This window comes from Alkalimarinus coralli, from assembly GCF_023650515.1.
Classification (GTDB): domain Bacteria; phylum Pseudomonadota; class Gammaproteobacteria; order Pseudomonadales; family Oleiphilaceae; genus Alkalimarinus; species Alkalimarinus coralli.
This window is the reverse complement of the sequence record NZ_CP096016.1, coordinates 843497-867203: the sequence shown is the minus strand read 5'-3', so window position 1 is coordinate 867203 and position 23707 is coordinate 843497. Positions and strand designations below refer to the sequence as shown.

Annotated in this window: 14 protein-coding genes and 1 CRISPR repeat array (1 of these 15 only partly in view); of the genes, 7 read left to right on the top strand and 7 right to left on the bottom strand. The window is 49.5% G+C overall.

The genetic code is table 11. The features are described from left to right. Positions 1–89 precede the first annotated feature (89 nt). A complete protein-coding gene (locus tag MY523_RS03835; protein WP_250657486.1) occupies positions 90–950 on the top strand; it encodes a MaoC/PaaZ C-terminal domain-containing protein in 861 nt (286 codons plus the stop codon). Between the two features lie 62 nt (positions 951–1012). On the opposite strand, the gene MY523_RS03830 is transcribed toward MY523_RS03835, so the two are convergent. Continuing rightward, positions 1013–1696: a PEP-CTERM sorting domain-containing protein gene (locus MY523_RS03830; protein ID WP_250657485.1), complete on the bottom strand. Its 684-nt coding sequence runs from the start codon at positions 1694–1696 to the stop codon at positions 1013–1015. A 387-nt stretch (positions 1697–2083) separates the two neighbouring features. Beyond that, positions 2084–2581 (bottom strand): L,D-transpeptidase family protein, encoded by a 498-nt coding sequence (locus MY523_RS03825; RefSeq protein WP_250657484.1) that lies wholly within the window; start codon positions 2579–2581, stop codon positions 2084–2086. Positions 2582–2876: 295 nt separating this feature from the next. Here MY523_RS03825 and MY523_RS03820 point away from each other — a divergent pair, with 295 nt between their 5' ends. After that, complete coding sequence (locus MY523_RS03820; protein ID WP_250657483.1) at positions 2877–3878, top strand: hypothetical protein; 1002 nt, start codon at positions 2877–2879, stop codon at positions 3876–3878. After that, the gene (rarD, locus tag MY523_RS03815; protein WP_250657482.1) at positions 3868–4764 is read left to right on the top strand and encodes an EamA family transporter RarD; all 897 of its coding nucleotides are present in this window, start codon (positions 3868–3870) and stop codon (positions 4762–4764) included. Before MY523_RS03820 ends, rarD begins: the two co-directional genes overlap by 11 nt. On the opposite strand, the gene MY523_RS03810 is transcribed toward rarD, so the two are convergent. From MY523_RS03810 to MY523_RS03795, 4 genes are all read right to left on the bottom strand, one after another. Then, entirely contained in the window at positions 4761–6299 is a 1539-nt protein-coding gene (locus MY523_RS03810; RefSeq protein ID WP_250657481.1) for a hypothetical protein, read from the bottom strand. The genes rarD and MY523_RS03810 overlap by 4 nt on opposite strands. A gap of 261 nt (positions 6300–6560) precedes the next feature. Then, positions 6561–7763, bottom strand: a complete 1203-nt coding sequence (locus tag MY523_RS03805) for a hybrid sensor histidine kinase/response regulator (RefSeq protein WP_250657480.1) — start codon at positions 7761–7763, stop codon at positions 6561–6563. Between the two features lie 90 nt (positions 7764–7853). Beyond that, the gene (locus tag MY523_RS03800; RefSeq protein ID WP_250657479.1) at positions 7854–8465 is read right to left on the bottom strand and encodes a response regulator transcription factor; all 612 of its coding nucleotides are present in this window, start codon (positions 8463–8465) and stop codon (positions 7854–7856) included. A 130-nt stretch (positions 8466–8595) separates the two neighbouring features. Beyond that, positions 8596–9468: a M23 family metallopeptidase gene (locus tag MY523_RS03795; RefSeq protein ID WP_250657478.1), complete on the bottom strand. Its 873-nt coding sequence runs from the start codon at positions 9466–9468 to the stop codon at positions 8596–8598. 166 nt (positions 9469–9634) lie between these two features. Here MY523_RS03795 and amrS point away from each other — a divergent pair, with 166 nt between their 5' ends. Both amrS and MY523_RS03785 read left to right on the top strand, forming a co-directional pair. After that, the gene (gene amrS / locus MY523_RS03790; RefSeq protein WP_250657477.1) at positions 9635–10726 is read left to right on the top strand and encodes an AmmeMemoRadiSam system radical SAM enzyme; all 1092 of its coding nucleotides are present in this window, start codon (positions 9635–9637) and stop codon (positions 10724–10726) included. A gap of 65 nt (positions 10727–10791) precedes the next feature. Further along, positions 10792–11421, top strand: a complete 630-nt coding sequence (locus MY523_RS03785) for an alpha-ketoglutarate-dependent dioxygenase AlkB family protein (RefSeq protein WP_250657476.1) — start codon at positions 10792–10794, stop codon at positions 11419–11421. A 26-nt stretch (positions 11422–11447) separates the two neighbouring features. Here the strand turns inward: MY523_RS03785 and MY523_RS03780 are convergent, their stop codons facing one another. Further along, positions 11448–13844: a Lon protease family protein gene (locus tag MY523_RS03780; RefSeq protein WP_250657475.1), complete on the bottom strand. Its 2397-nt coding sequence runs from the start codon at positions 13842–13844 to the stop codon at positions 11448–11450. Positions 13845–14083: 239 nt separating this feature from the next. Here MY523_RS03780 and MY523_RS03775 point away from each other — a divergent pair, with 239 nt between their 5' ends. Then, the gene (locus MY523_RS03775) at positions 14084–14374 is read left to right on the top strand and encodes a hypothetical protein (protein WP_250657474.1); all 291 of its coding nucleotides are present in this window, start codon (positions 14084–14086) and stop codon (positions 14372–14374) included. A 135-nt stretch (positions 14375–14509) separates the two neighbouring features. Then, a complete protein-coding gene (locus MY523_RS03770) occupies positions 14510–14917 on the top strand; it encodes a hypothetical protein (protein WP_250657473.1) in 408 nt (135 codons plus the stop codon). A 143-nt stretch (positions 14918–15060) separates the two neighbouring features. Beyond that, positions 15061–23707: direct repeats of the CRISPR family, unit length 29 nt; unit sequence CGGTTCATCCCCGTGGGCACGGGGAACAC (it continues 2308 nt past the right edge of the window).

Genomic DNA, 23707 nt, shown 5'->3' with positions numbered 1-23707 from the left:
CCCTAAATGATTGCACTACACTTAATGAGTGTTTGTACACATCACTCAATAAGGTTTATACACTCAGCGGCAAAATACCAGGTCAGATTATGAGCCATACCAGCACTATTCACCTATCGGAAAGCCCTAATATTTTTGGCCTATTATCTCGTGCAGCGTGGCCCAAAAAAGCATCGGGCGAAATCAAAATTCCAGAGTTGTCAGTGGACTTGAAGGGCATTAAGCCTGAAACTGCCTTATTGAGACGATATAGCCGGGTATGCGGATTTGAGTCTAAGGCTCATCTTCCAGCGGCCTTCCCTCACATTATGGCGTTCCCGCTGCACATGAAGTTGCTAACAGATAAACGCTTCCCGCTGCCATTACTTGGGCTTGTTCACTATAAAAACAGCATCACACAACACCGACCACTCAATATAAATGAGCTATTTGATATTGAGTGTACGCTTTCAAATAGCCATCACACAGAGCTGGGTATTAAGTTTGATATTGTCAGCAAGGTATCAGCCGCCGGGAAAGTCGCCTGGGAGGAAACATCAACATTCCTTAGCCGGGTTGAGAAAAAACCGGCCAAACAGAAAAAGAACCGCACGGCACTCCCCAGTTATCAGAATAACGAAACCTGGAAGTTATCAGCCAAGCTTGGGCGTCAGTATGCAAAAGTATCAAACGATTTTAACCTGATTCACCTCTACTCATGGTCGGCTAAACTGTTTGGTTTTAATCACGCCATCATACATGGCATGTGGTCAAAAAACCGCTGTATTGCAGCCCTTTCGGACACCTTGGGAGAACGCCCTTTCAAGGTGGATGTAGACTTTAAACTCCCGGTATATCTGCCGGGAACGGTAAAATTTAACTGGCAGCAAAACAATGACGTGATCGACTTCCAGTTGTTGGACAAAGGGCTAACGAAGCCTCACTTAAAAGGCAAAGTTACACTGCTTTAGCACAACCCGAATGCCCACTAAATATGGTCACTACCAATATCTGTTTCAGGCCTTTCAAGCCCTTACTGCAGACCTTCAGGGTCTGCTTTTTTATTTCCGCCGCCTGAACGCGAAAGCGAAAAACCCACCACACCCAATAGACCCAAACCAAACAGCGCTATAGAGCTGGGTTCGGGCACTATGCGGGTAATCACGCGTGCTTCGTCTATCCAGTACTTGCCAACCCTCAAGCGATTCAGTACCAGTGTTGTTGAGTCTTTCAACGTAAACATGTCATGGGACTCAAGTCTTCTGGATTTATCAGTTTGATAACGCGTTGTGGGGTCACCAAACAGTCCATCTGACAGGTTTAGATAACGGTCCCCAAGAATAATAGCAACAATATCTTCGCTGAATGAGATGCTTAACCCTTTGATTTTGCCCTTGGCGATGCCTACCGGGTCAAAGTGCAATAGATGAGAGTTGTAGCGCCCTTCTGACAAAGTTAGCCCGCTTTGCGAGTGGGTGGCTTTTATACGAGGCACACCATAAAACAAGTTGTCCCCCAACAGGTAGTCAACCAACACTTCACCATCGTTAACATAAACGCCTTGCGCTTCGTCGTAGGTTTGCAGAGTTTCCGACTCTGACATCCCCCAGCGTAAATCCAGCCCACTAATAGACCCAGTCGGTGAAATAAGTGCTGCATTCGCAACGCTTACAGACATCAACCCGAATAAAGCAGCTATCGAAATATTCTTAAACATACATCCCCCGCATACTACTCAAATAAAGGAAAATAGAATAAATATCGATCAACAAAAGCGGTTCCTGCTTCCGTGTACGAATAACGCCATCAACCATGCCAGCACAGGGCTATGAGCCCGCTTGTGCTTATCGAAGACGCATATATTTGATTCCGCTTGCCGCTCCCTCTTTGTGGGGAATTAAGCAGTGCGTTTAACCGAGGATCATTGAATAATGATAATTTCAGTATAGTCGCCCCAGAGCTGTCCGCTAGTGCTACTCCTGAAATGAGGCGCGATTATTAGAATAGATTGTTATTAAGATGTGACATTTTTATGAATGGGATTTTGAATTGAGCCCTTTGCACAACATTGCAGACGCTGCCAGACTTTTCTCTGCCAAGCTTATTAAGGATGTATGTCGATTGGCGTGCCGTTATCTATCGCCGCCCATATCTCATCCATCTCTTCGTTCTTTACCGCAATACAGCCGTCAGTCCAGTCCATTTTATCCAAAACCCATGCGCTAACCGGGTCACGGCTCTTATTCGGCCTGCCATGAATCATGATCATGCCGCCCGGATCACGCCCTTGCGCTAACGCAAACTGCTGATCTTGTTCATTAGGATATGAGATATGAATTGATCGATAGAATTTACTATTCTGATTACGCCAATCGAGAATATAGCTGCCCTCGGGCGTCTTTTCATCACCCTCAAACTGCTTATGCCCGAGTGGATTCTCACCCAACGCAATATCATAGTGCCGAAAGGCTTCGCCATCTTTAAGCAGCATCAGCTTGCGCTCAGACTTTTTAACCAACACACGATCAGCCTTGGGCAGATCGAGGCTTTTTACACTAAACGACATACAACAGAGCAGTAAAATGGAGGCAAATTTAATCATTAATTCTTACACTATTATTCAAAGCAGCTTAATCGTTCAAAGCGACTTAATCATTCAAAACGACTTAGTTATTCAAAATGGCTAATAAAAACTATTATTATTTTGGATACTTTCATTCAACGTTAACAGCACTAAGCCTGTACAACTCAAAAAATTCACTTCATATAGCGCTCTGTTTAGTTTATAACATATTTTTCAAAACGCTTTTATAATCCAATCGTTCTGCTCACTGCACGTTACAATGGCAGAACATGATCACCTGCTAAACACGGCCACCCAAAGAAATAACCCCCAAATGAATAAACATAACGCAGTAACGATTTTGCGAGAGCTAGTTAGTGAAATCATTGAGGTTTCAACGACGCTTTTCAAGATCATGATTCCCACCCTCATAGCCATCAAATTGCTGGAAGAGCTTGGGGGCATCACGCTATTGGGCCAGCTGCTAGCCCCTGTAATGAGCTGTGTTGGCCTGCCCGAATCAGCGGGCATCGTTTGGGCGACCACACTACTAACAAACATCTATACCGGAATGCTGGTATTTATCACTCAAGGTATGGAGCAGCAGTTAACAGTGGCTCAGGTGACCGTGCTCAGCGGGATGATGCTGATGGCACATGGCCTCCCTGTTGAAGCTCGAATTGCACAAAAAGCAGGCATTCGACTGTCCATCACGTTAATACTTAGAATCGGCGGGGCACTGCTCTACGGCTACTTACTTCATGTACTTTATACAGCAGGTGACTGGTTGCAGCAGCCCAACAACCTTATCTGGCAGCCGGATAGTTTAGGTGCCGCGAGCCCTGAGCCAACGTCCGTAATGCAATGGGCACTGGAACAAGTTCAAGGGCTTATCGCAGTATTCGCGATCATTTGCGTGCTATTAACGACACTAAAGATACTACGAATCATCGGTTTCGAACGGTTAATTAACTGGCTATTATCGCCGCTGTTATCACTACTCAAAATTGGCAAAGAAGCCACAACCATTACGATGGTAGGCATTACACTTGGCCTATCGTTTGGCGGAGGGCTACTGATAAAAGAAGCTAAAGCCGGCCACATCGCTAAACAGGATGTGTTTTCCTCTATGGCGTTGCTGGCACTTTGTCACAGCATTATTGAAGACACATTACTGGTGATGCTACTGGGCGCCCATATATCCGGTGCTTTGTGGCTACGTATCGCTTTTTCGCTGATTGTTATATCGATTCTCTCCAGATGGCTACTGAGTCGATCAAATGAATTTAAGGAGCGCTACCTGTATACCGCTCAGGTAACCAAACATGAACAGTGAGCTTCAATCACGCCAAGGCGTTTTCTATGCTCTCGGGGCATTTGGTCTTTGGGGGCTCGCCCCTATCTACTTCAAAGCGGTTTCGACAGTCACGCCAACTGAAGTGCTGGCTCACAGGGTCATTTGGTCGGTTATTTTTCTTCTATTGCTGGTGACGTATAACAAACAGTGGGACTCTTTGAAAGCGGTTGTTAGAAACCGGCAAACCATTTTGCGCCTGTTTTTCTCGGCTTCATTAATTTCAATAAACTGGTTGGTGTTTATCTGGGCTGTCAGTGTAGGTCGAATCGTCGAAACCAGTCTCGGTTATTACATTAACCCGTTAATCAGTGTGCTATTAGCCATGATATTTCTGGGAGAGCGGCTGCGCCCTATTCAGTGGATTGCCATTAGTGTGGCCTGCTTGGGTGTCATTAACCAGATCGCCTTGGTCGGTTCTCTGCCCATTGTGGCACTAACACTCGCGTTTAGTTTTGGCTTTTACGGCCTGCTTCGAAAGAAAGTCAGTGTCAACCCGGTAATTGGGCTCACCATCGAGACACTGCTATTATTGCCTTTTGCAATGGCCTATCTGCTATGGCTTTCAGCAAAGGATCAGCTGGCCTTTCTGCACCTAAGTGGCACCATCGACCTGCTGTTAATCGCCGCCGGGTTAGTCACCTCTTTACCACTCATCTTTTTTGCAGCAGCCACAAACCGCCTGAGCCTGACCACCTTAGGGCTAGTGCAATATGTCGCCCCCAGCCTCACGTTCTTGCTAGCAGTATTAATTTACAACGAACCTTTTGGCCCGCCTCAGCTCATCACCTTTGGGTGCATTTGGGGCGCGCTTGTCATTTTTACAACAGAAGGTATGGCCTACCAAAAGCGGAAGCGTATTATCTAGTCACCTTCGTAGGGTTGATGTAAAAACTGCACACCACTTTTAGGTCCAGGTTTTATATCGTCAAGGGCTTTCGTATTTAGTTTTGTTCCATCAGTTACCCAAAGCTCCCATCCAGTCTCTTCTGTTGGAAGCACAAAGAATTTTAAATTCAGTATACTGGCATCTTGGTCTTGCTGAAGCCAAAACATTGAATCTAATGGGTAAGGAACAAACAGCGTATAATTAGCAGGTTTACCCTCAGCGATTACACTAAGCTGCCCAGAGTCATAGCTATAAAAGTAAATGGTATGCTGTAATTTGGCAGAGAAAGGGGCATTACCAGTTTCAACCTTAGCGCCAATACTAATTAAAAAGCCATCATCATAATAACTCATTTCATAGATACTTCCCTCAATAAGACTGGAAGGTACTATGTTGGTATATTCAAGTGTATCAGCATTAAATATACCAATATCGGAAACTCCATTGCCCTTACGAACAGCAATAGCTCCCTTCGGAGAAACCTTTTTTATCTGGTAACTGAAACCATCCGCACTATTGCACTCATCTCGAACCAGCTGCCATTCTTCTTGCTCAGTCAATCTACCTATTTTTAAACAGTCCGTTCCATCAAACTCTTCGGTAAAAGAAACTAATACAGAGTCGCCCGTTCCAGTCGCAAAAGCTATATCTTTTACATCACCCATTGCAATCGGCCACTGTACGTTATTATTAGGGATAGACTGATCTTTGCTCACAACGGTAAGATTTGAATACCCTCCATCACTGGCATAATAAGCTAAGTACTTGGTCGCCAACTTCACTATGTTATTAGAGTCTGTAATCTCAGGGAATTTATAGCGCTCGTTGATTGTTAAAAAATCATTTTGAAAGGAATGGCTAGTCAATGACTCATTAATATTGGCAGAGAAATATGAAGTATCAAAACCCTCTGAAAATGCAATTTTGCGTATAGATTCAGTGCCAACATCGAATACGTAAATATGCTCATCTTCATTATCATCTTCTGCCTTCAAGAACAGTAGCTCTTTTGAGAGCCCATCTATTTGCCCCAACCACGAAATAAAATTGATGTTTGGAAAGGTTAGCTTTTGCCCTCCCTCTTGAGAACCGTCTGTTTTGAGTAATCCGCTGGGATACAAAGGGAAATATGCGAAACCATTTATTTGATGGTAATTTTTGCGAGAAATATTAATGTCACCAGAATAGCCATTTATTTGTTTCAGCTCGGTTCCATCAGAAACCCATAATGACGTACGGTATCCAGTCTCACTTACTTTCTGAATAACTCTAAAGAATAGGTGGTTTTCACATGAAAGCTCTATTGTCGATGCAGCATCAACGATGATTGAAGAATACTTCCCTGAGAATAAGCAATTCTGTAAGTCTGGTGCATGTGTGACTTGAAACTCATCCCCTTGCATAACCCCAGTCGGCACCATGACAGTACCGTTTTCATTAAACGTCCAAGATTCCTGTCTGGTGATGTTTTTAACAGAGACTTCACCTTCTAACCCTTTAAGTTTAATGCTCACATTAACAAGACTTTTGGATGCGGCTGATGACCCGCCATTAGATCCTCCAGAACCGCAGGAAATCAAAGATAAGCATATTAGGAGATAAAGAAGTGTACGAAGCATCAAATTAAAATCCGTTTTAGATAGGGGTGGTAAACGCGCATTATAATTAATTCCGCATAAACATTCACTCTGCGAGGCTGTAGTCACCAATCAACACGCAAGCGTCGCAACCCAGCTATTAACAGGAACTTTATTCCTGATAATAGCTACTCAGTTTCAATGAACGATAGGAAGCGAGAAATAAAACGTAGTGCCGCGGTCTGGGTTTCGCCTAAACCCGATCTTGCCCCCTTGAGCCTGAATAAGAGACTGACACAAGCTGAGCCCAATGCCCATCCCCTCTCCTTTGGTGGTATAGAAAGGGTGGAATAGCTTTTGCTCTGCATCATCGGCCAGGCCACAGCCATGATCTTTCACTTCAACCCAAACGTTTCGAGTGTCTGCATAAGCGCTGACCTCTACCACCGCAGGTTCATCAAAGGCGTTGTTCGCCTGCTGCCATATAAAGCTTGCTTCTAGCGCATTTCGAATGAGATTGAGCGTCACTTGCTGAACCTGGATTTCATCGGCTTCAACATTTGGCAAGGCATCAGGCAATTCCAAAGTAACACGCCCTTGGTTATTTCTGACATCTACCTCTGCAAATTGCACTACATCGGTCAGCAAGGACGTTACATTCAACTCCTGCTTGCCTGATTTTGGTTTCTTTACAAAGCCGCGGATGCGCTGAATCACTTCACTGGCACGGTGCGACTGGGCCTCAAGTTTATTCAGCGTCGTGGCGAGCATCGCTTTATTGGTGACCTGATTATCTTCCGGGTTATCACCCAATAACCGATGCGCTACTCGGGAGTAGTTGGTAATGGCTGTTAAGGGTTGATTGACTTCATGGGCGAACCCTGCGGCCATTTCGCCCATGGTGCTCAAACGAGAGAAGTGGGCAAGCTGCTCGCGCTGTGCCTCAAGTTTTTTCTTCATCTCGACATTATCGGCACTGAGTTCGCGGTTTTTCTCTTTAAGCGCCTGCTCAAGTCGGCGTAGCCTTATTTGTGTTGCGACCCGTGATATGACCTCTCTGGGCTGAAAGGGCTTGGCAATATAGTCAACGCCGCCCTTTTCAAACCCTTTCACCTTAGACTCCACATCATCCAGCGCCGAGAGAAAAACCACTGGAATATCCTTCAAGGATGGGTTTGATTTAAGGGTTTCACAGACTTCGTAGCCATCCATACCCGGCATCATAATATCCAATAGAATAAGATCCGGCTTCGATTTTTCGGCAATCGACAGCGCTTTATCACCACTATTTGCCAGTAATAGGCGATAGTGCTGATCATCCAGCGTGTCGTACAGAATCTTCAAATTCTGCGGATTGTCGTCTACCAGTAAAACCTGTTCGCGCACTTCAGAAAAAACCATTTATACAGCCTTAATAAATATCCTGCAAAAGGGGCAAACCTCTAACCTCTAACCTCTAACCTCTAACCTCTAACCTCTAACCTCTAACCTCTATTCTTTGACCATTAAAACCATTCTTACCAAGTGGGCCAGTGAGTGCGTCCCCATTTTGTGCATCACTCGTGAGCGGTGAATTTCTACTGTTCGCTGGCTGATATCAAGATCAATCGCAATCACCTTGTTGGCGTGCCCTTCAATCATCATATCCATAATTTCTTTTTCACGAGGTGTCAGCTCTTCTAACCGGCGGATAATCTCTTTCTTTTCTTTTAGCGAGTCGCGCTGCTCTGCATCGAGTTCTAGTGCTGCTTTTATTTTTTCCAGCAGTTCCTGCTCACGATACGGCTTTTGTATAAAGTCAATCGCCCCTAACTGCATGGCCTCAACAGCCATCGGCACATCTCCGTGGCCTGTCACGAATATAATCGGCAGGATAGAGTTACGGCTATTAAGTTCTTTCTGCAACTCCATTCCATCCATGCCAGGCATTCGAATATCCAGCACGATACAACCTGCCATTGACTCGCTGTAACTGTCCAAAAAAGCATTGGCCGTTGGAAACGTCTCTACCTTGTGCTCCATTGAAACCAGCATCATCTCTAATGAGTCTCTCACCGCCTCATCATCTTCTACAATATATACTACCTGCTGACTATCCGTCATTACCTATGACTCCATCGTGATTGGGTAAACCTGATTAATATTGTTTTTGTGCCTTAAACTACCTGTAAACGATCTTGGCTGACGCCCTTCAACTGCCGGTAAACACGCTTAACCGCTCAAATAACCTCAACTACTGAAAAACGACCTCATCAGGCATTGCTTTCATCACCAGCTGAGGGTCTATTCTGAGCTTATACCAGTTAATGCGCCAGTCCAGGTGAGCACCTGTAGCTCGGCCGCTTTTACCAACTTCTGCTATAACCTCTCCCTGTTTAATCTCCTGCCCCTCTTTTACCAAAATTTTACTTAAGTGGATGAAGGTGGAGGACACACCAAAACCATGATCGACAATTAACGTGCCACCTGAATAAAACATATCATCATGGGCGAGTGTCACGACGCCAGAGGCGGGTGCGATAACAGGCGTGCCTACCGGGGCCGCATAATCAACCCCAAAATGAGGGCGTTTGGGTACCCCGTTATAGACACGCTGACTGCCATATACGCCGGTTACTGGCCCTTTTACCGGTTGTATAAAACCCGTCAGGAAGTCTTGTCGCGTCGAGTCAGTTTCTCTGGCTTTTCTAACCAAGGCCGCTTCAGCACGTGAGCGTTGCTGATTTTTCTTACTGGGGTTCATGATCTTTTTTGAGATGCCGTTAATGCGCTGAACTTTATAGTCCCGCTTTTCTAACGTAACAGGCTCAATGTGTTTTTCACCGTTTTTTGAAACAACCGTAAGCTTGTGATTTAGCTCAGCGTCACGCCCAAAACCAAACACAATCACGCCATTGTCAGCTACTTTAAGCGGCTTATCGTTCAGGAATACGTCAGCATCAGGGTCAACCTGACCAACCAGCAAACTCCCCTGGGCTTTTATTCCTTTTAGCACAATCGGCTTATTGCTGGCAGACTCGCTGCTGCTATTGGTAACAACATCAGCAACAGCGGATGTCACCGAAAAATAAAATACAAGTGAAAAAAACGTGACTAATAGACGCATATCCGACTGATACTCCTGAAATAATATAGCCTTAGCATAAACGCTCAGCGCCAAGTGTAAAAGCCCGTAATACCCGCAATTCTTGAATTATTTACAAAACGACCCAAAACTATAAATGAGGAGCTACTGACAGGGAGTGCTTTGTGCAATAACAGGATGCAGGGTTATGAACTCAAAGATGCAACCTCCAGCCAACTTTCCAACTCAGTACTGGCACACGCTGGATGATGGACGAACCCAGTGCGACGTATGCCCCAGGGCATGCAAACTGCACGAGGGCCAGCAGGGCCTGTGTTTTGTGCGCAGTTGCGTCAATCACGAAATCGTACTCAATACCTATGGCCGGTCTTCCGGCTTCTGTATCGACCCCATTGAAAAGAAACCCTTAAACCACTACCTGCCTGGCACCCCTGTACTCTCATTCGGCACCGCTGGCTGCAATTTGGCCTGCAAATTCTGTCAGAACTGGGATATGAGCAAATCACGCGAAATGGACACCCTTGCCGATAGCGCCATGCCTGTCGCACTCGCCGCCAAAGCAGCAGCAACCGGCTGCCGTAGCGTCGCTTATACCTATAACGACCCGGTTATCTTCATGGAATATGCCATTGATGTTGCCAAAGAGTGTCGAAAACACGACATCAAAAACATCGCTGTGACGGCCGGATATATCTGCCCGGAACCCCGTAAAGCATTCTTTAACTATATGGATGCCGCCAACATCGACCTGAAAGGGTTTACTGAAGGCTTTTACTACAAGCTTTGTGGCGGCCACCTAAAAGATGTGCTGGACACCCTGCTCTATCTGAAACACGAAACCGACGTTTGGTTTGAAATCACGACTTTGCTCATCCCTGATCAAAACGATGCTTCAGAAGAGATCGAGAAAATGTCGAAGTGGATTGTCGATAATCTGGGGCATGATATTCCATTGCATTTTTCTGCATTTCACCCTGACTGGAAAATGAGAGACATACCGCCTACCCCGCCCCATACCTTGACCCGCGCAAGAGATATCGCCATGAGCAATGGAATGCGGTATGTTTACACAGGCAATGTGCACGATACAGCAGGCAGCAGCACTTACTGCAATTCATGTGGCCAACGGCTGATTGAACGCGACTGGTATCAGTTGGGCGAGTGGAACCTCGACGCACACCAGAGCTGCAACCAATGCGGCACCCGGCTACCCGGTTTATTTGAAGCTAAACCCGGCACATGGGGAGCCAATAGAATGGGGGTGGCGATTGATTCATAGGTTTGATTAGTTAATAGAGCCCGCCGACCTCAATGCCCATTATTTTAGTTTGTTTAGGATAAAGCATGACCGCTTCGTTATTTGATGATGCATTACTTGAAGCACCCGCAGATAAACGCGACCTGCCTATCGAAGAAGGACAGCTCGCACTCTGGTACCCGTTATTTACGTCGAGTGAAGCAGATACGCTTTTTACACGCCTATCTGAAACATTAGCGTGGACACAAGATGAAATGAAAATAGCCGGTAAAGTGATACCCATTCCAAGATTACAAGCCTGGTATGGTGACGATAATAGCCACTATGGCTATTCGGGTATATCACTCCCCCCTATCAACTGGACAGAAGAGCTTCGGTATATCAAACAGAAAATTGAAGCCATCACCCAACAGCCATACAACAGTGTGCTGGCAAACTACTACCGTGACGGAAACGATAGTGTTTCCTGGCACCAGGACAACGAACCCGAGTTAGGTCACAACCCTGTTATCGCATCACTTTCGCTCGGTGCAACACGACAGTTTCAACTTCGGCACATAGCCCGAAAGCACTCAACAATAAAGCTCAACCTGCCCCACAATGCCCTGTTACTCATGTCTGGCGAGACACAGAAAAACTGGCAGCACCAGATTCCAAAAACAAAAAAGGCGGTTGGCCCACGCATTAACCTGACCTTCCGCCTTATCTATTCCTAATCTGTACTATCTATTCCTAATCTATCTTACGACTTTTCTGACCCCTGCTCACCCTCATCCTCTTCTTCCTCTTCTCTCAGTTCATCAAGCAACGTCTGGATTTTTCCGTAAATAGAGTCGCCGGGGAAGTTGCCATCCGCATCCTCTTCTCCACTGGGTAGCCCGGTCAGTAGCAGCAATGCTTCTGCAATGGTTGCCACCGCATAAATACGGAAGTCACCTTTTCTAATCGACTTAAGCACCTCTTTGCCCAGCATCAGATTGTGAACATTGGTAGTTGGAATGATGACCCCTTGGGTGCCGGTAAAGCCATGTATTTGGCACGCTTTATGGAAGCCTTCTATCTTCTCATTTAGCCCACCCACCGGCTGAACAAAACCAAACTGGTTAACCGAACCGGTCATTGCCAAATCCTGACGAATCGGCACCTCAGATAGTGAAGAGATAAGCGCACAGAGTTCAGCCAGTGAGGCACTATCGCCATCGACTTCACCGTATGACTGCTCAAAGGTAATACTGGCCGACAAGTGCATTGGCTCGCGCTTGGCAAACACCGATGCCAGATAAGACGAGAGTATCAACACCCCTTTAGAGTGAATGGTGCCGCCCAGCTTGGCGTCTCGCTCAATATCAATCACATCGCCATCACCATAACGGCAGGTGGCGGTAATGCGGTTTGGCATACCGAACTCATGCCCGCCTGTCGAGAGTACAGACAGGGCATTGATCTGTCCAACCACAGAGCCCGACGTATCCAGCAGCGTAGTACGATTCTCTATCGACTCAAACATACTGTCTTTGATTCGGCTGCTGCGGTGCTCTTCACTGTCCAGCGCCTTTTCGACATGCCCCAGGCGGATCATATTGGCATTGGCCTGACGCGCCCAGTAATTTGACTCTCTGAGGAGGTTAGCGATATCTGCCGCGTGCAACGACAACTTGTTCTGGTCTTCCGCTTGGCGTGAGCTGTATTCGATAATTCGCGCCACCGCTTTCTGGTCGCAGTGCAAAAGGCCTTTATCGTGAACCAGGCTGGAAATAAACTTAGCGTACTGAAGTTCTGTCTCCGCGGTGCGAGGCATTTCATTCTCAAAGTCAGCAGTAACCTTAAACAGCTCCTTAAATTCAGGGTCATAATGCTGGAGCAGCAGCAACGTTTCACGATCTCCAAACAGGATAATTTTTAAATCCATCGGGATCGGCTCTGGCTCAATGGAGATCGTACCCGACAAGGTGACCTCCCGTTCCAACGAACTAATATTCATCGCTTTCGCACGCAGTGCCCGTTTTAAGCCATCCCATACATAGGGCTGCTCAAGCACCTTGTTTGCATCCATCAACAAAAAGCCACCGTTCGCTTTATGCAGGCTACCGGGGCGAATCAGCGAGAAATCGGTAAAGACCGTGCCTTTGTAGGTGACATTTTCAACATAACCAAACAAGGCGTGATAATTGGGGCTCTCTTCCACCACAATGGGGGCAGAGCGGTCCTTATGATGAACCAGCACATTAACCTGATAGCGCCGGGGCATTTTCTTATCCAGCGCGGCATACGCAAAAGCAGCCTGCTCTTCGCTGTCTTCCAGAAAAATATCCAGATTATCAATAATGTCTTTTTGCAGCGCAGACAGATGCCCTACCACAATTTGGTGCACTTCGTATTTCTCTTTCAGCGCGTCAATCAAGTGGCTCGATACGCCCAGCGTCACCTCTTCGTTCAGCTTGGCCTGCTTGTCGGCGTAATCTTGCTCCCAGTTAGACAGTTTACGAAGCGTGCCCCTGAGCTTCAGCTCCATTTTACCGATCACTTCTTCAAAGTAAGCCTGCTCTTCTTTCGACAACTCAGCAAAACTGTCTGATGTGTGAGGGTTCTCACCATTTAACGCAGCCAACCGATACCCACCCGGGGTCGATATAGTTAAACTGACCTTTTTCCGTTTGGCTTGCTTGGCCAGCTTTTGCAGCATCTGCTCCTGCTTCTCGGCCAGCTCATTTTTCAGTTTTTCAGAGCGCTCAAAGTATGAATCGTTATCAAAGGCTACCGGGATCGTTTTAACCAGCCTTTCCATCAACTTTTCAATATCTTTCTTAAGCTGCTGACCAATACCCGCCGGGAGTTTTAACACTCTTGGCACACGGGGTTCATCGAAATTGGCAACATAACACCAGTCAAACGTATGCTGGCCATCACCCGCGTGTCGATTCAGGTACCGCAACATCATGGTTCGCTTACCCAGCCCGTTTCGACCAACCGCATATACGTTATAGCCGCTATCATGCATCGACATGGCAAAACGAACGGCTTCCTGAGCACGCTCCTGCCCGACGATATCGGTTAATGGTTTAAGAGCTTTGGTCGACCTGAACGGCAGATCTTCTGGCTTTGCAACTCGGTACAACGTTTCAATCGCTAGAGGCTTCAAAATGGATTCCGTAAAATGAGAGGTAGATGTAGAAAAGCGTTCATCTGCATTAATATAATGAACTGACCATCAATGCACTAAGTGTAGCGTTTACCAAATACGCCTGACAAACAATTTCAGCCATAAAGCAGCGTTGCATCTGCACAGCGCCGCTAAAGTTTTGGCCATAAACGCCGCTAAACTGCATAGGAAAGCACAAAAATGGAGAACAACGTGTTACAAAGGAGCACCGCAGAGCAATGATATTTTTACCGATTGATCACCGGCCGGACTACAAAAACCGGACAACCACAGCCACATCTAAAGATGTCAGGCACGTAGACCACTCAGAAACGACGCAGCAGATTCGCCGTGAGCGCGCGAGTGAACGTCGCCGCATGCCTGACCGAAGGAAAAAACAAGCCCCGCTAGCAGGCAAAGAAAGACGACGCGTTAATGATCGTCGCAGCCCTCTGCTATTGAATGCCCACTCAGCCAAACCAGAAGCGCTGCACTCACGCAAGGGCGCAACCATTAACACAAAAGCATAAGCAAAGCCAAAGACCTTCGCCTTTGAACCTGTTTGAAAATTCTGCTGATAAAATCAACTATTGAGTAATCACACTAATTAGAGATAGAATATTTGGCACCGAAAAATAAATATAATTCTCGGAAGCTTTAGATATATGAAAGACGGAACTTCAAATAATCAACCGGATAGACGGATAAAAGAGCGGCACTCCGCGCCCTGCCTTCAAGTAACCATTCGCCCTTCCGGCTTTCGTAAGTGGCTAAAAAGTGCGGTTGATGTGAAGTGCATCGACATAAACCGGTATGGCATGGCGGTTGAATCCCCCATTAACTTCAGACCGAAAGAGAAAATCACCCTCGACTTTAAAGGCAAATACATCACTGAATCTAATATCTGTGCGGTAGTCACTGGCAGTGAAAAGCATTCAGGGCAGTACCGTTTAGGTATCACGTTCAGTTATTCAACCTGCAACAGACATTACTCCCGCAAAATTGACAATGCGCTCTCTCGCATAGAGCGGCTCTACAACGAGCGTTACGGAATGGCGAGAAAAGCAGGATAACTAAAAACCTGCCTCTCGTCAGACCAACATGACATCCACCTGCCCCACACTTCCTTTATTAAAACATCCCCGGTAACCCAAAAACTTCTCGATAGCAATGAACAGGTGAAAAATATAGGGCTTGCAGTAAGGCTGGCATACAAAGGCTCATCCCCGTGGGCACGGGGAACACCTAGACCTGCCGATAAGAGCAGAGGATAAGTGCGGTTCATCCCCGTGGGCACGGGGAACACCTCTGCTATTTTGATCACGTCATTCTGAATAGCGGTTCATCCCCGTGGGCACGGGGAACACTCACGAACTGATTCAGAATGGTGCACTCACACCGGTTCATCCCCGTGGGCACGGGGAACACTAGTTAGCGTGTTCCAATTCTAACTTGGTTAGCGGTTCATCCCCGTGGGCACGGGGAACACTAGTTAGCGTGTTCCAATTCTAACTTGGTTAGCGGTTCATCCCCGTGGGCACGGGGAACACCTTAACACCTGTAACTGACATAATTATAATTCCGGTTCATCCCCGTGGGCACGGGGAACACTATATGAGTGATAAACCGATTCTTCATTTGTTCGGTTCATCCCCGTGGGCACGGGGAACACGTCGCAATATCAAGAAGCTGTCCTGATGAGTCCGTTTCATCCCCGTGGGCACGGGGAACACGGGCATTATTCAACACTCCATACTATTTCAGGCGGTTCATCCCCGTGGGCACGGGGAACACCTGGAAGTTAATGAAGAGAATACGGATAGGGCCGGTTCATCCCCGTGGGCACGGGGAACACAGATTATAAGTATTATTTAGATCAGTCCATTCCGGTTCATCCCCGTGGGCACGGGGAACACTCAATCGTTACGCCTAACTCCTCGGCTATGATCGGTTCATCCCCGTGGGCACGGGGAACACTGTCTGGCATGCACCGCAGGTCACGCCGTTCGCGGTTCATCCCCGTGGGCACGGGGAACACATCTGGCATAGCTTCCGTCACTATCCTTGCAGCGGTTCATCCCCGTGGGCACGGGGAACACATAAACCCATCTGAAAAAGGCGCAGAACTGGTCGGTTCATCCCCGTGGGCACGGGGAACACGCAGCTATGGTATCTTGACGAAGCGCAAGTCGCGGTTCATCCCCGTGGGCACGGGGAACACTATTTGCAGTGAATATAACGTTGAAGAGATCGCGGTTCATCCCCGTGGGCACGGGGAACACTGCTTTGTCAGCCCGTTCATTGGCTCTCGTTACGGTTCATCCCCGTGGGCACGGGGAACACAGCTCTGCGCTGCGGTGACATTTCACTAAGCCCGGTTCATCCCCGTGGGCACGGGGAACACGTTCGCTGCTGTTGTTTACCTCCTTTTGTTTGCGGTTCATCCCCGTGGGCACGGGGAACACCCCCATTCACTGGGGCGATATTGCCACTACACCGGTTCATCCCCGTGGGCACGGGGAACACTTTCTTGTAAAAACGTTCCTGCGCATCTCTGCCGGTTCATCCCCGTGGGCACGGGGAACACGTTTTCTATCGTTTGCTTTAGCAGTGCATTTTCGGTTCATCCCCGTGGGCACGGGGAACACATCAGAGAAATTATTTTTAGAATTCGCCAAGGCGGTTCATCCCCGTGGGCACGGGGAACACGACCTGCACACTAGTTAATGCTATCAAATAATCGGTTCATCCCCGTGGGCACGGGGAACACGCAGACAAGCTCATGCAACAGGGTAAAGAGAACGGTTCATCCCCGTGGGCACGGGGAACACCATTTCAACTCTCGCTATATGGTTGATTTACGCGGTTCATCCCCGTGGGCACGGGGAACACGTTATATCAAAATCAACTATAGAGCCGACATTCGGTTCATCCCCGTGGGCACGGGGAACACTAGTGAAGTTTCTTTACTGACATCTCAGTGAGCGGTTCATCCCCGTGGGCACGGGGAACACCCACCAGCAGCAGGGTCAGTGATGTTAAGTGACGGTTCATCCCCGTGGGCACGGGGAACACCATGTTTATGATTGCGGATGGATTGTACAGAGCGGTTCATCCCCGTGGGCACGGGGAACACATCAATAGCTGCGTCACCTCTCCCCTGGATGTCGGTTCATCCCCGTGGGCACGGGGAACACCCTTTCTTATCCCAAGCGGTTACCTGATATTTCGGTTCATCCCCGTGGGCACGGGGAACACAGGTTTGCAATTAATTCTAATATGTTATCACTCGGTTCATCCCCGTGGGCACGGGGAACACCTATCTTCAGAGCTGATTACCGATCAGGTGCACGGTTCATCCCCGTGGGCACGGGGAACACTCATTTTCAGTAGCGCCGTTTTCCATTGCCCACGGTTCATCCCCGTGGGCACGGGGAACACATCCAGATGAATGCGTGAACCAGCGCTCTCGACGGTTCATCCCCGTGGGCACGGGGAACACATTGCCACCAAGCGGCCACCAGGCTTAACAAACGGTTCATCCCCGTGGGCACGGGGAACACATTTGAACGATCTTGCCGCTTTGAGTAGTACGCGGTTCATCCCCGTGGGCACGGGGAACACAGCTTTTCACTAACAGCACTCTTCGCCTTAACCGGTTCATCCCCGTGGGCACGGGGAACACATCGGAATTGCCAACTAAGGCGTTAAGCTCTGCGGTTCATCCCCGTGGGCACGGGGAACACATCTAGGGGCTTACCGCTGTTTAAATACTTATCGGTTCATCCCCGTGGGCACGGGGAACACTATGCAACTTCCGGTGATTGCATCAAACACTACGGTTCATCCCCGTGGGCACGGGGAACACGTCGCCCCCCATTAAAAAAGCTTTGGAAAAAACGGTTCATCCCCGTGGGCACGGGGAACACACGATAAAGCTTTTGAGTTGACTAAAAACCACCGGTTCATCCCCGTGGGCACGGGGAACACGGTTTTTCTGTCTGCATTAAGAACATCGTTCGCGGTTCATCCCCGTGGGCACGGGGAACACCTCTTCAAATGAGGGCTTTTAAGAACCATCTGCGGTTCATCCCCGTGGGCACGGGGAACACGGCATTACGGAATAATGCAGCTAAGATTTGTACGGTTCATCCCCGTGGGCACGGGGAACACTTTGAGGACTATGTTGAACAGCAAAAGGCGCACGGTTCATCCCCGTGGGCACGGGGAACACTCCTTAATGAAATAACCCATTTCTCTTGAACGCGGTTCATCCCCGTGGGCACGGGGAACACTTCAATTACGTGCTTGTGTTGCTTGCTAAATGCGGTTCATCCCCGTGGGCACGGGGAACACTCGTTTAGATCGTGATCTTGGGCAATTGTCAGCGGTTCATCCCCGTGGGCACGGGGAACACCCTTAAATAATAGCTGCTCTTTCGACGCTTTGCGGTTCATCCCCGTGGGCACGGGGAACACTCAAGCGACAAATCCGCAAACTTTACCGCATACGGTTCATCCCCGTGGGCACGGGGAACACTCCTGGTCGCCTTCTTCATTGGCCGCTAACGCCGGTTCATCCCCGTGGGCACGGGGAACACCAATGGATGGTAACCCATCACGATTTAATAGACGGTTCATCCCCGTGGGCACGGGGAACACTCAAGGATGTTGAAGCAGTTTTTACAGAATATCGGTTCATCCCCGTGGGCACGGGGAACACCAAACGACCTTTTAACTCGAATATCAAAAACGCGGTTCATCCCCGTGGGCACGGGGAACACATATTATTCTAAATATGTCCGTATACCACATACGGTTCATCCCCGTGGGCACGGGGAACACTCTTTATGGCATCGTTATATTGTCTCGAAAGGCGGTTCATCCCCGTGGGCACGGGGAACACCAGATTTCTGTCCTGCAAGGCTGTCCTAATCTCGGTTCATCCCCGTGGGCACGGGGAACACGATAAGGCGCGCAGTGTTATTGATTCCCATGCGGGTTCATCCCCGTGGGCACGGGGAACACTACCGACTGAGACTCAGTGAGCATTGTCAAGCCGGTTCATCCCCGTGGGCACGGGGAACACTCAATACAGCTCACCTGTTGTTATTTAACAATCGGTTCATCCCCGTGGGCACGGGGAACACTAAAGCAAGATGCTGAAAAGAATAGAATAGAGCGGTTCATCCCCGTGGGCACGGGGAACACTTACATTCGTCTTTATGTGGCTCGCAAACGTGCGGTTCATCCCCGTGGGCACGGGGAACACTCTGAGCAATGCTATCAAGATCAGGGTTGTAACGGTTCATCCCCGTGGGCACGGGGAACACTTAGCTATAGGTTGTCAGTTTGGCGCGGCAAGCGGTTCATCCCCGTGGGCACGGGGAACACGACGCTCAGACTAAGGGCATTAAAACAGCTTGCGGTTCATCCCCGTGGGCACGGGGAACACACTCGCAATTTCTAAAAGTTTAAGCTGATATTCGGTTCATCCCCGTGGGCACGGGGAACACATCTCTAACCTGCTCCATAATACCGGCCAAGCCGGTTCATCCCCGTGGGCACGGGGAACACTCAAATGATTTGCTTGTCAACGGTAAGACGGCCGGTTCATCCCCGTGGGCACGGGGAACACCCCTCGCTGCCTGAGCCGATTAAGTTTTAGTTCGGTTCATCCCCGTGGGCACGGGGAACACCCCTCGCTGCCTGAGCCGATTAAGTTTTAGTTCGGTTCATCCCCGTGGGCACGGGGAACACATTCATCTAGAGCGACTATTGATGGAGTCTCACGGTTCATCCCCGTGGGCACGGGGAACACACCAGGGCAGACGAATCTTTCAAGGGGTAGAGCGGTTCATCCCCGTGGGCACGGGGAACACATTATCACCGACTTTGATAAACCAGTATGTATCGGTTCATCCCCGTGGGCACGGGGAACACAGCCTCTTGCTGTTTGCGGAGCTCTGCGCGCTCGGTTCATCCCCGTGGGCACGGGGAACACTATGATTCATCTTGCTACTGGGTTACCTGGCTCGGTTCATCCCCGTGGGCACGGGGAACACAGCTATTTAGGATGGGTGGGTGATACAGTAGCTGGTTCATCCCCGTGGGCACGGGGAACACCCAAGTGTCAGAAGAGATTGAATATATATTGACGGTTCATCCCCGTGGGCACGGGGAACACCGGTTCGTATCTTTTCGGCCATGCCGCCAGCACGGTTCATCCCCGTGGGCACGGGGAACACCATCACATCCGTACCCATAGGTGGGGGGTTATCGGTTCATCCCCGTGGGCACGGGGAACACTGGATGTGAACATTGGCGTTGGCCCATCTAGGCGGTTCATCCCCGTGGGCACGGGGAACACACGTCCTTAGCGTTCTCTGGCCGCACAACTTCCTGGTTCATCCCCGTGGGCACGGGGAACACAGCGGGGTGTCAGCATGCCCTAGATCAGAGTTCGGTTCATCCCCGTGGGCACGGGGAACACTCGGCAAATGTAAACCGATTTCTCATTGCTAGCGGTTCATCCCCGTGGGCACGGGGAACACTTTGTTAGTGTTAGTGGCTGACTCAGTATCGTCGGTTCATCCCCGTGGGCACGGGGAACACGGCTTTTCAAGGCGAAGCCTTGTCCTGATTAACGGTTCATCCCCGTGGGCACGGGGAACACTCGACAGAAGCTAAACAGCGAAGGCATAGAGCCGGTTCATCCCCGTGGGCACGGGGAACACCTAGGTTGGCGTTATCAGCGCACTGGTTATGGCGGTTCATCCCCGTGGGCACGGGGAACACGTTCAAATACACGATCAGCCAACACGACAGCACGGTTCATCCCCGTGGGCACGGGGAACACATGGGTAGAAAGCGCCAGTTAAAAACAGCTGGCGGTTCATCCCCGTGGGCACGGGGAACACATATTTAACCTATTGATAGTACAGGTTAAGTGCGGTTCATCCCCGTGGGCACGGGGAACACATTAACTAAAACAAATTTCTCTGGCCGTTGTGCGGTTCATCCCCGTGGGCACGGGGAACACTATTTCGCTTTTATGCTTAGCGTCTAATAGCTCGGTTCATCCCCGTGGGCACGGGGAACACTCAGCAGCGCTAGCCCTAGATAATCCTGAACTCGGTTCATCCCCGTGGGCACGGGGAACACTCGCATCATTACGTGTTAACGACTGTATAGAGCGGTTCATCCCCGTGGGCACGGGGAACACTCGCGACTGTGGATATTTGAACGATTTTTCCGCGGTTCATCCCCGTGGGCACGGGGAACACTCCAGAAGGCGCCTTCTAACACCCCGCGAATATCGGTTCATCCCCGTGGGCACGGGGAACACCAATCGAATCCTCTTAGGTCTTGGTCTCCCAGCGGTTCATCCCCGTGGGCACGGGGAACACCTAATATCACCCGCTTTGAACGTGTTAATAGCCGGTTCATCCCCGTGGGCACGGGGAACACTCAATCCCTCTGTGGCCGTGCTGTGTCACAAACGGTTCATCCCCGTGGGCACGGGGAACACAAGAATTTGGTATCTGCTGCTGTGTTGTTCGTCGGTTCATCCCCGTGGGCACGGGGAACACAAGTAGAGAAAACCGTGCAAGAAGCGAATGAGCGGTTCATCCCCGTGGGCACGGGGAACACTTTCTAATCGTTTTGTGTAGAAGTCCTAGCGCCGGTTCATCCCCGTGGGCACGGGGAACACATTATGAATTTCGAAGTCATCTGTTTTGTGAACGGTTCATCCCCGTGGGCACGGGGAACACCATTTTAAAGTCTTGTGCAACCATTGAGTAACCGGTTCATCCCCGTGGGCACGGGGAACACTGATTTAATAGCTGCCTCGGCTTCAACGATACCGGTTCATCCCCGTGGGCACGGGGAACACATACGTATATTGAGTTAGGCATAAGACATCCACGGTTCATCCCCGTGGGCACGGGGAACACTCAGGAGGCTGTTTCCAACCTCCTGTCAGCCCCGGTTCATCCCCGTGGGCACGGGGAACACAAATACATCCGCCCAGTCCTGACCAAAACAAACGGTTCATCCCCGTGGGCACGGGGAACACATTGGGTTTGAGTTTTTTTGAATTATTTTTTGCGGTTCATCCCCGTGGGCACGGGGAACACTTTATGATTGGATTTGGAACGGTATGGCTAATCGGTTCATCCCCGTGGGCACGGGGAACACTCAGTCAATGTCCCGCTCCAAACTTCCCAAACCGGTTCATCCCCGTGGGCACGGGGAACACTTTATTGTTGATCGGGTTGTGGACGGCTTTTACGGTTCATCCCCGTGGGCACGGGGAACACGAAAAAGAATATTTCAGAGGGCATAAACACGGCGGTTCATCCCCGTGGGCACGGGGAACACCGTCTAACGCTCGACTGATGTACATTTTTAACCGGTTCATCCCCGTGGGCACGGGGAACACTCTAATAGGTATGATCTTGCAACTAAAATAGGCGGTTCATCCCCGTGGGCACGGGGAACACTTAGTCAATGTCCCGCTCCAAACTTCCCAAACCGGTTCATCCCCGTGGGCACGGGGAACACACTTTGATTGATACCCGAAGTGGGGGGTTTTTCGGTTCATCCCCGTGGGCACGGGGAACACTTTTTATAGTGTCTTTATCTAAATTAAACGGACGGTTCATCCCCGTGGGCACGGGGAACACATGTGTGAATTCGAGCAATAAAAAAAGGGACACGGTTCATCCCCGTGGGCACGGGGAACACTAACTGACTATCAAAAAAGAAAATTGAGAGCGCGGTTCATCCCCGTGGGCACGGGGAACACGGTGGAATAGTAATGTTTTTACAACGTCAGCTGCGGTTCATCCCCGTGGGCACGGGGAACACCCAATAGTAAATAAGCGAAAATTTAAAAGGGGCGGTTCATCCCCGTGGGCACGGGGAACACTCATTCTGTTTCGACGTCAACACCTTTTTCCGCGGTTCATCCCCGTGGGCACGGGGAACACATTCTCTGCACAAATTCAACACCCCCATTCAGCGGTTCATCCCCGTGGGCACGGGGAACACTCCACGTTTAATTTTGCCCCACCAAAAACAAACGGTTCATCCCCGTGGGCACGGGGAACACAGCGAAAGTTTCACCCGTAATAAGATTTGTTGCGGTTCATCCCCGTGGGCACGGGGAACACTCTGAAAGTGAGGCTAAGCTAGACATCCCAGGCGGTTCATCCCCGTGGGCACGGGGAACACTCTGCCGCGCTAGCCCTAGATAATCCTGAATTCGGTTCATCCCCGTGGGCACGGGGAACACGATGGTTTTGCAGCGAATTGGTTGCTGCTGCACGGTTCATCCCCGTGGGCACGGGGAACACTAAACAAAGAGGTTGGCGGAATATCTTCAGCGCGGTTCATCCCCGTGGGCACGGGGAACACCGACGAACCCCAGCCAATGAGCGCGGCCCACCCGGTTCATCCCCGTGGGCACGGGGAACACATTTTCTTTTCCGGGATAAGCAACCTGGTTAACGGTTCATCCCCGTGGGCACGGGGAACACTAGCGACGACTAAAAAGGGCGGACGTTCATTGCGGTTCATCCCCGTGGGCACGGGGAACACACCAACTCTTTCGCTGTTTCACCTACCGAATGCGGTTCATCCCCGTGGGCACGGGGAACACCTCTTGGCTCTGGTAATGTTGATACATCACGCCGGTTCATCCCCGTGGGCACGGGGAACACAACTGGAACGCGAGGTTGAGTAGTTGCAGGCACGGTTCATCCCCGTGGGCACGGGGAACACTAACTGACTATCAAAAAAGAAAATTGAGAGCGCGGTTCATCCCCGTGGGCACGGGGAACACGTATTTTTCGGTCT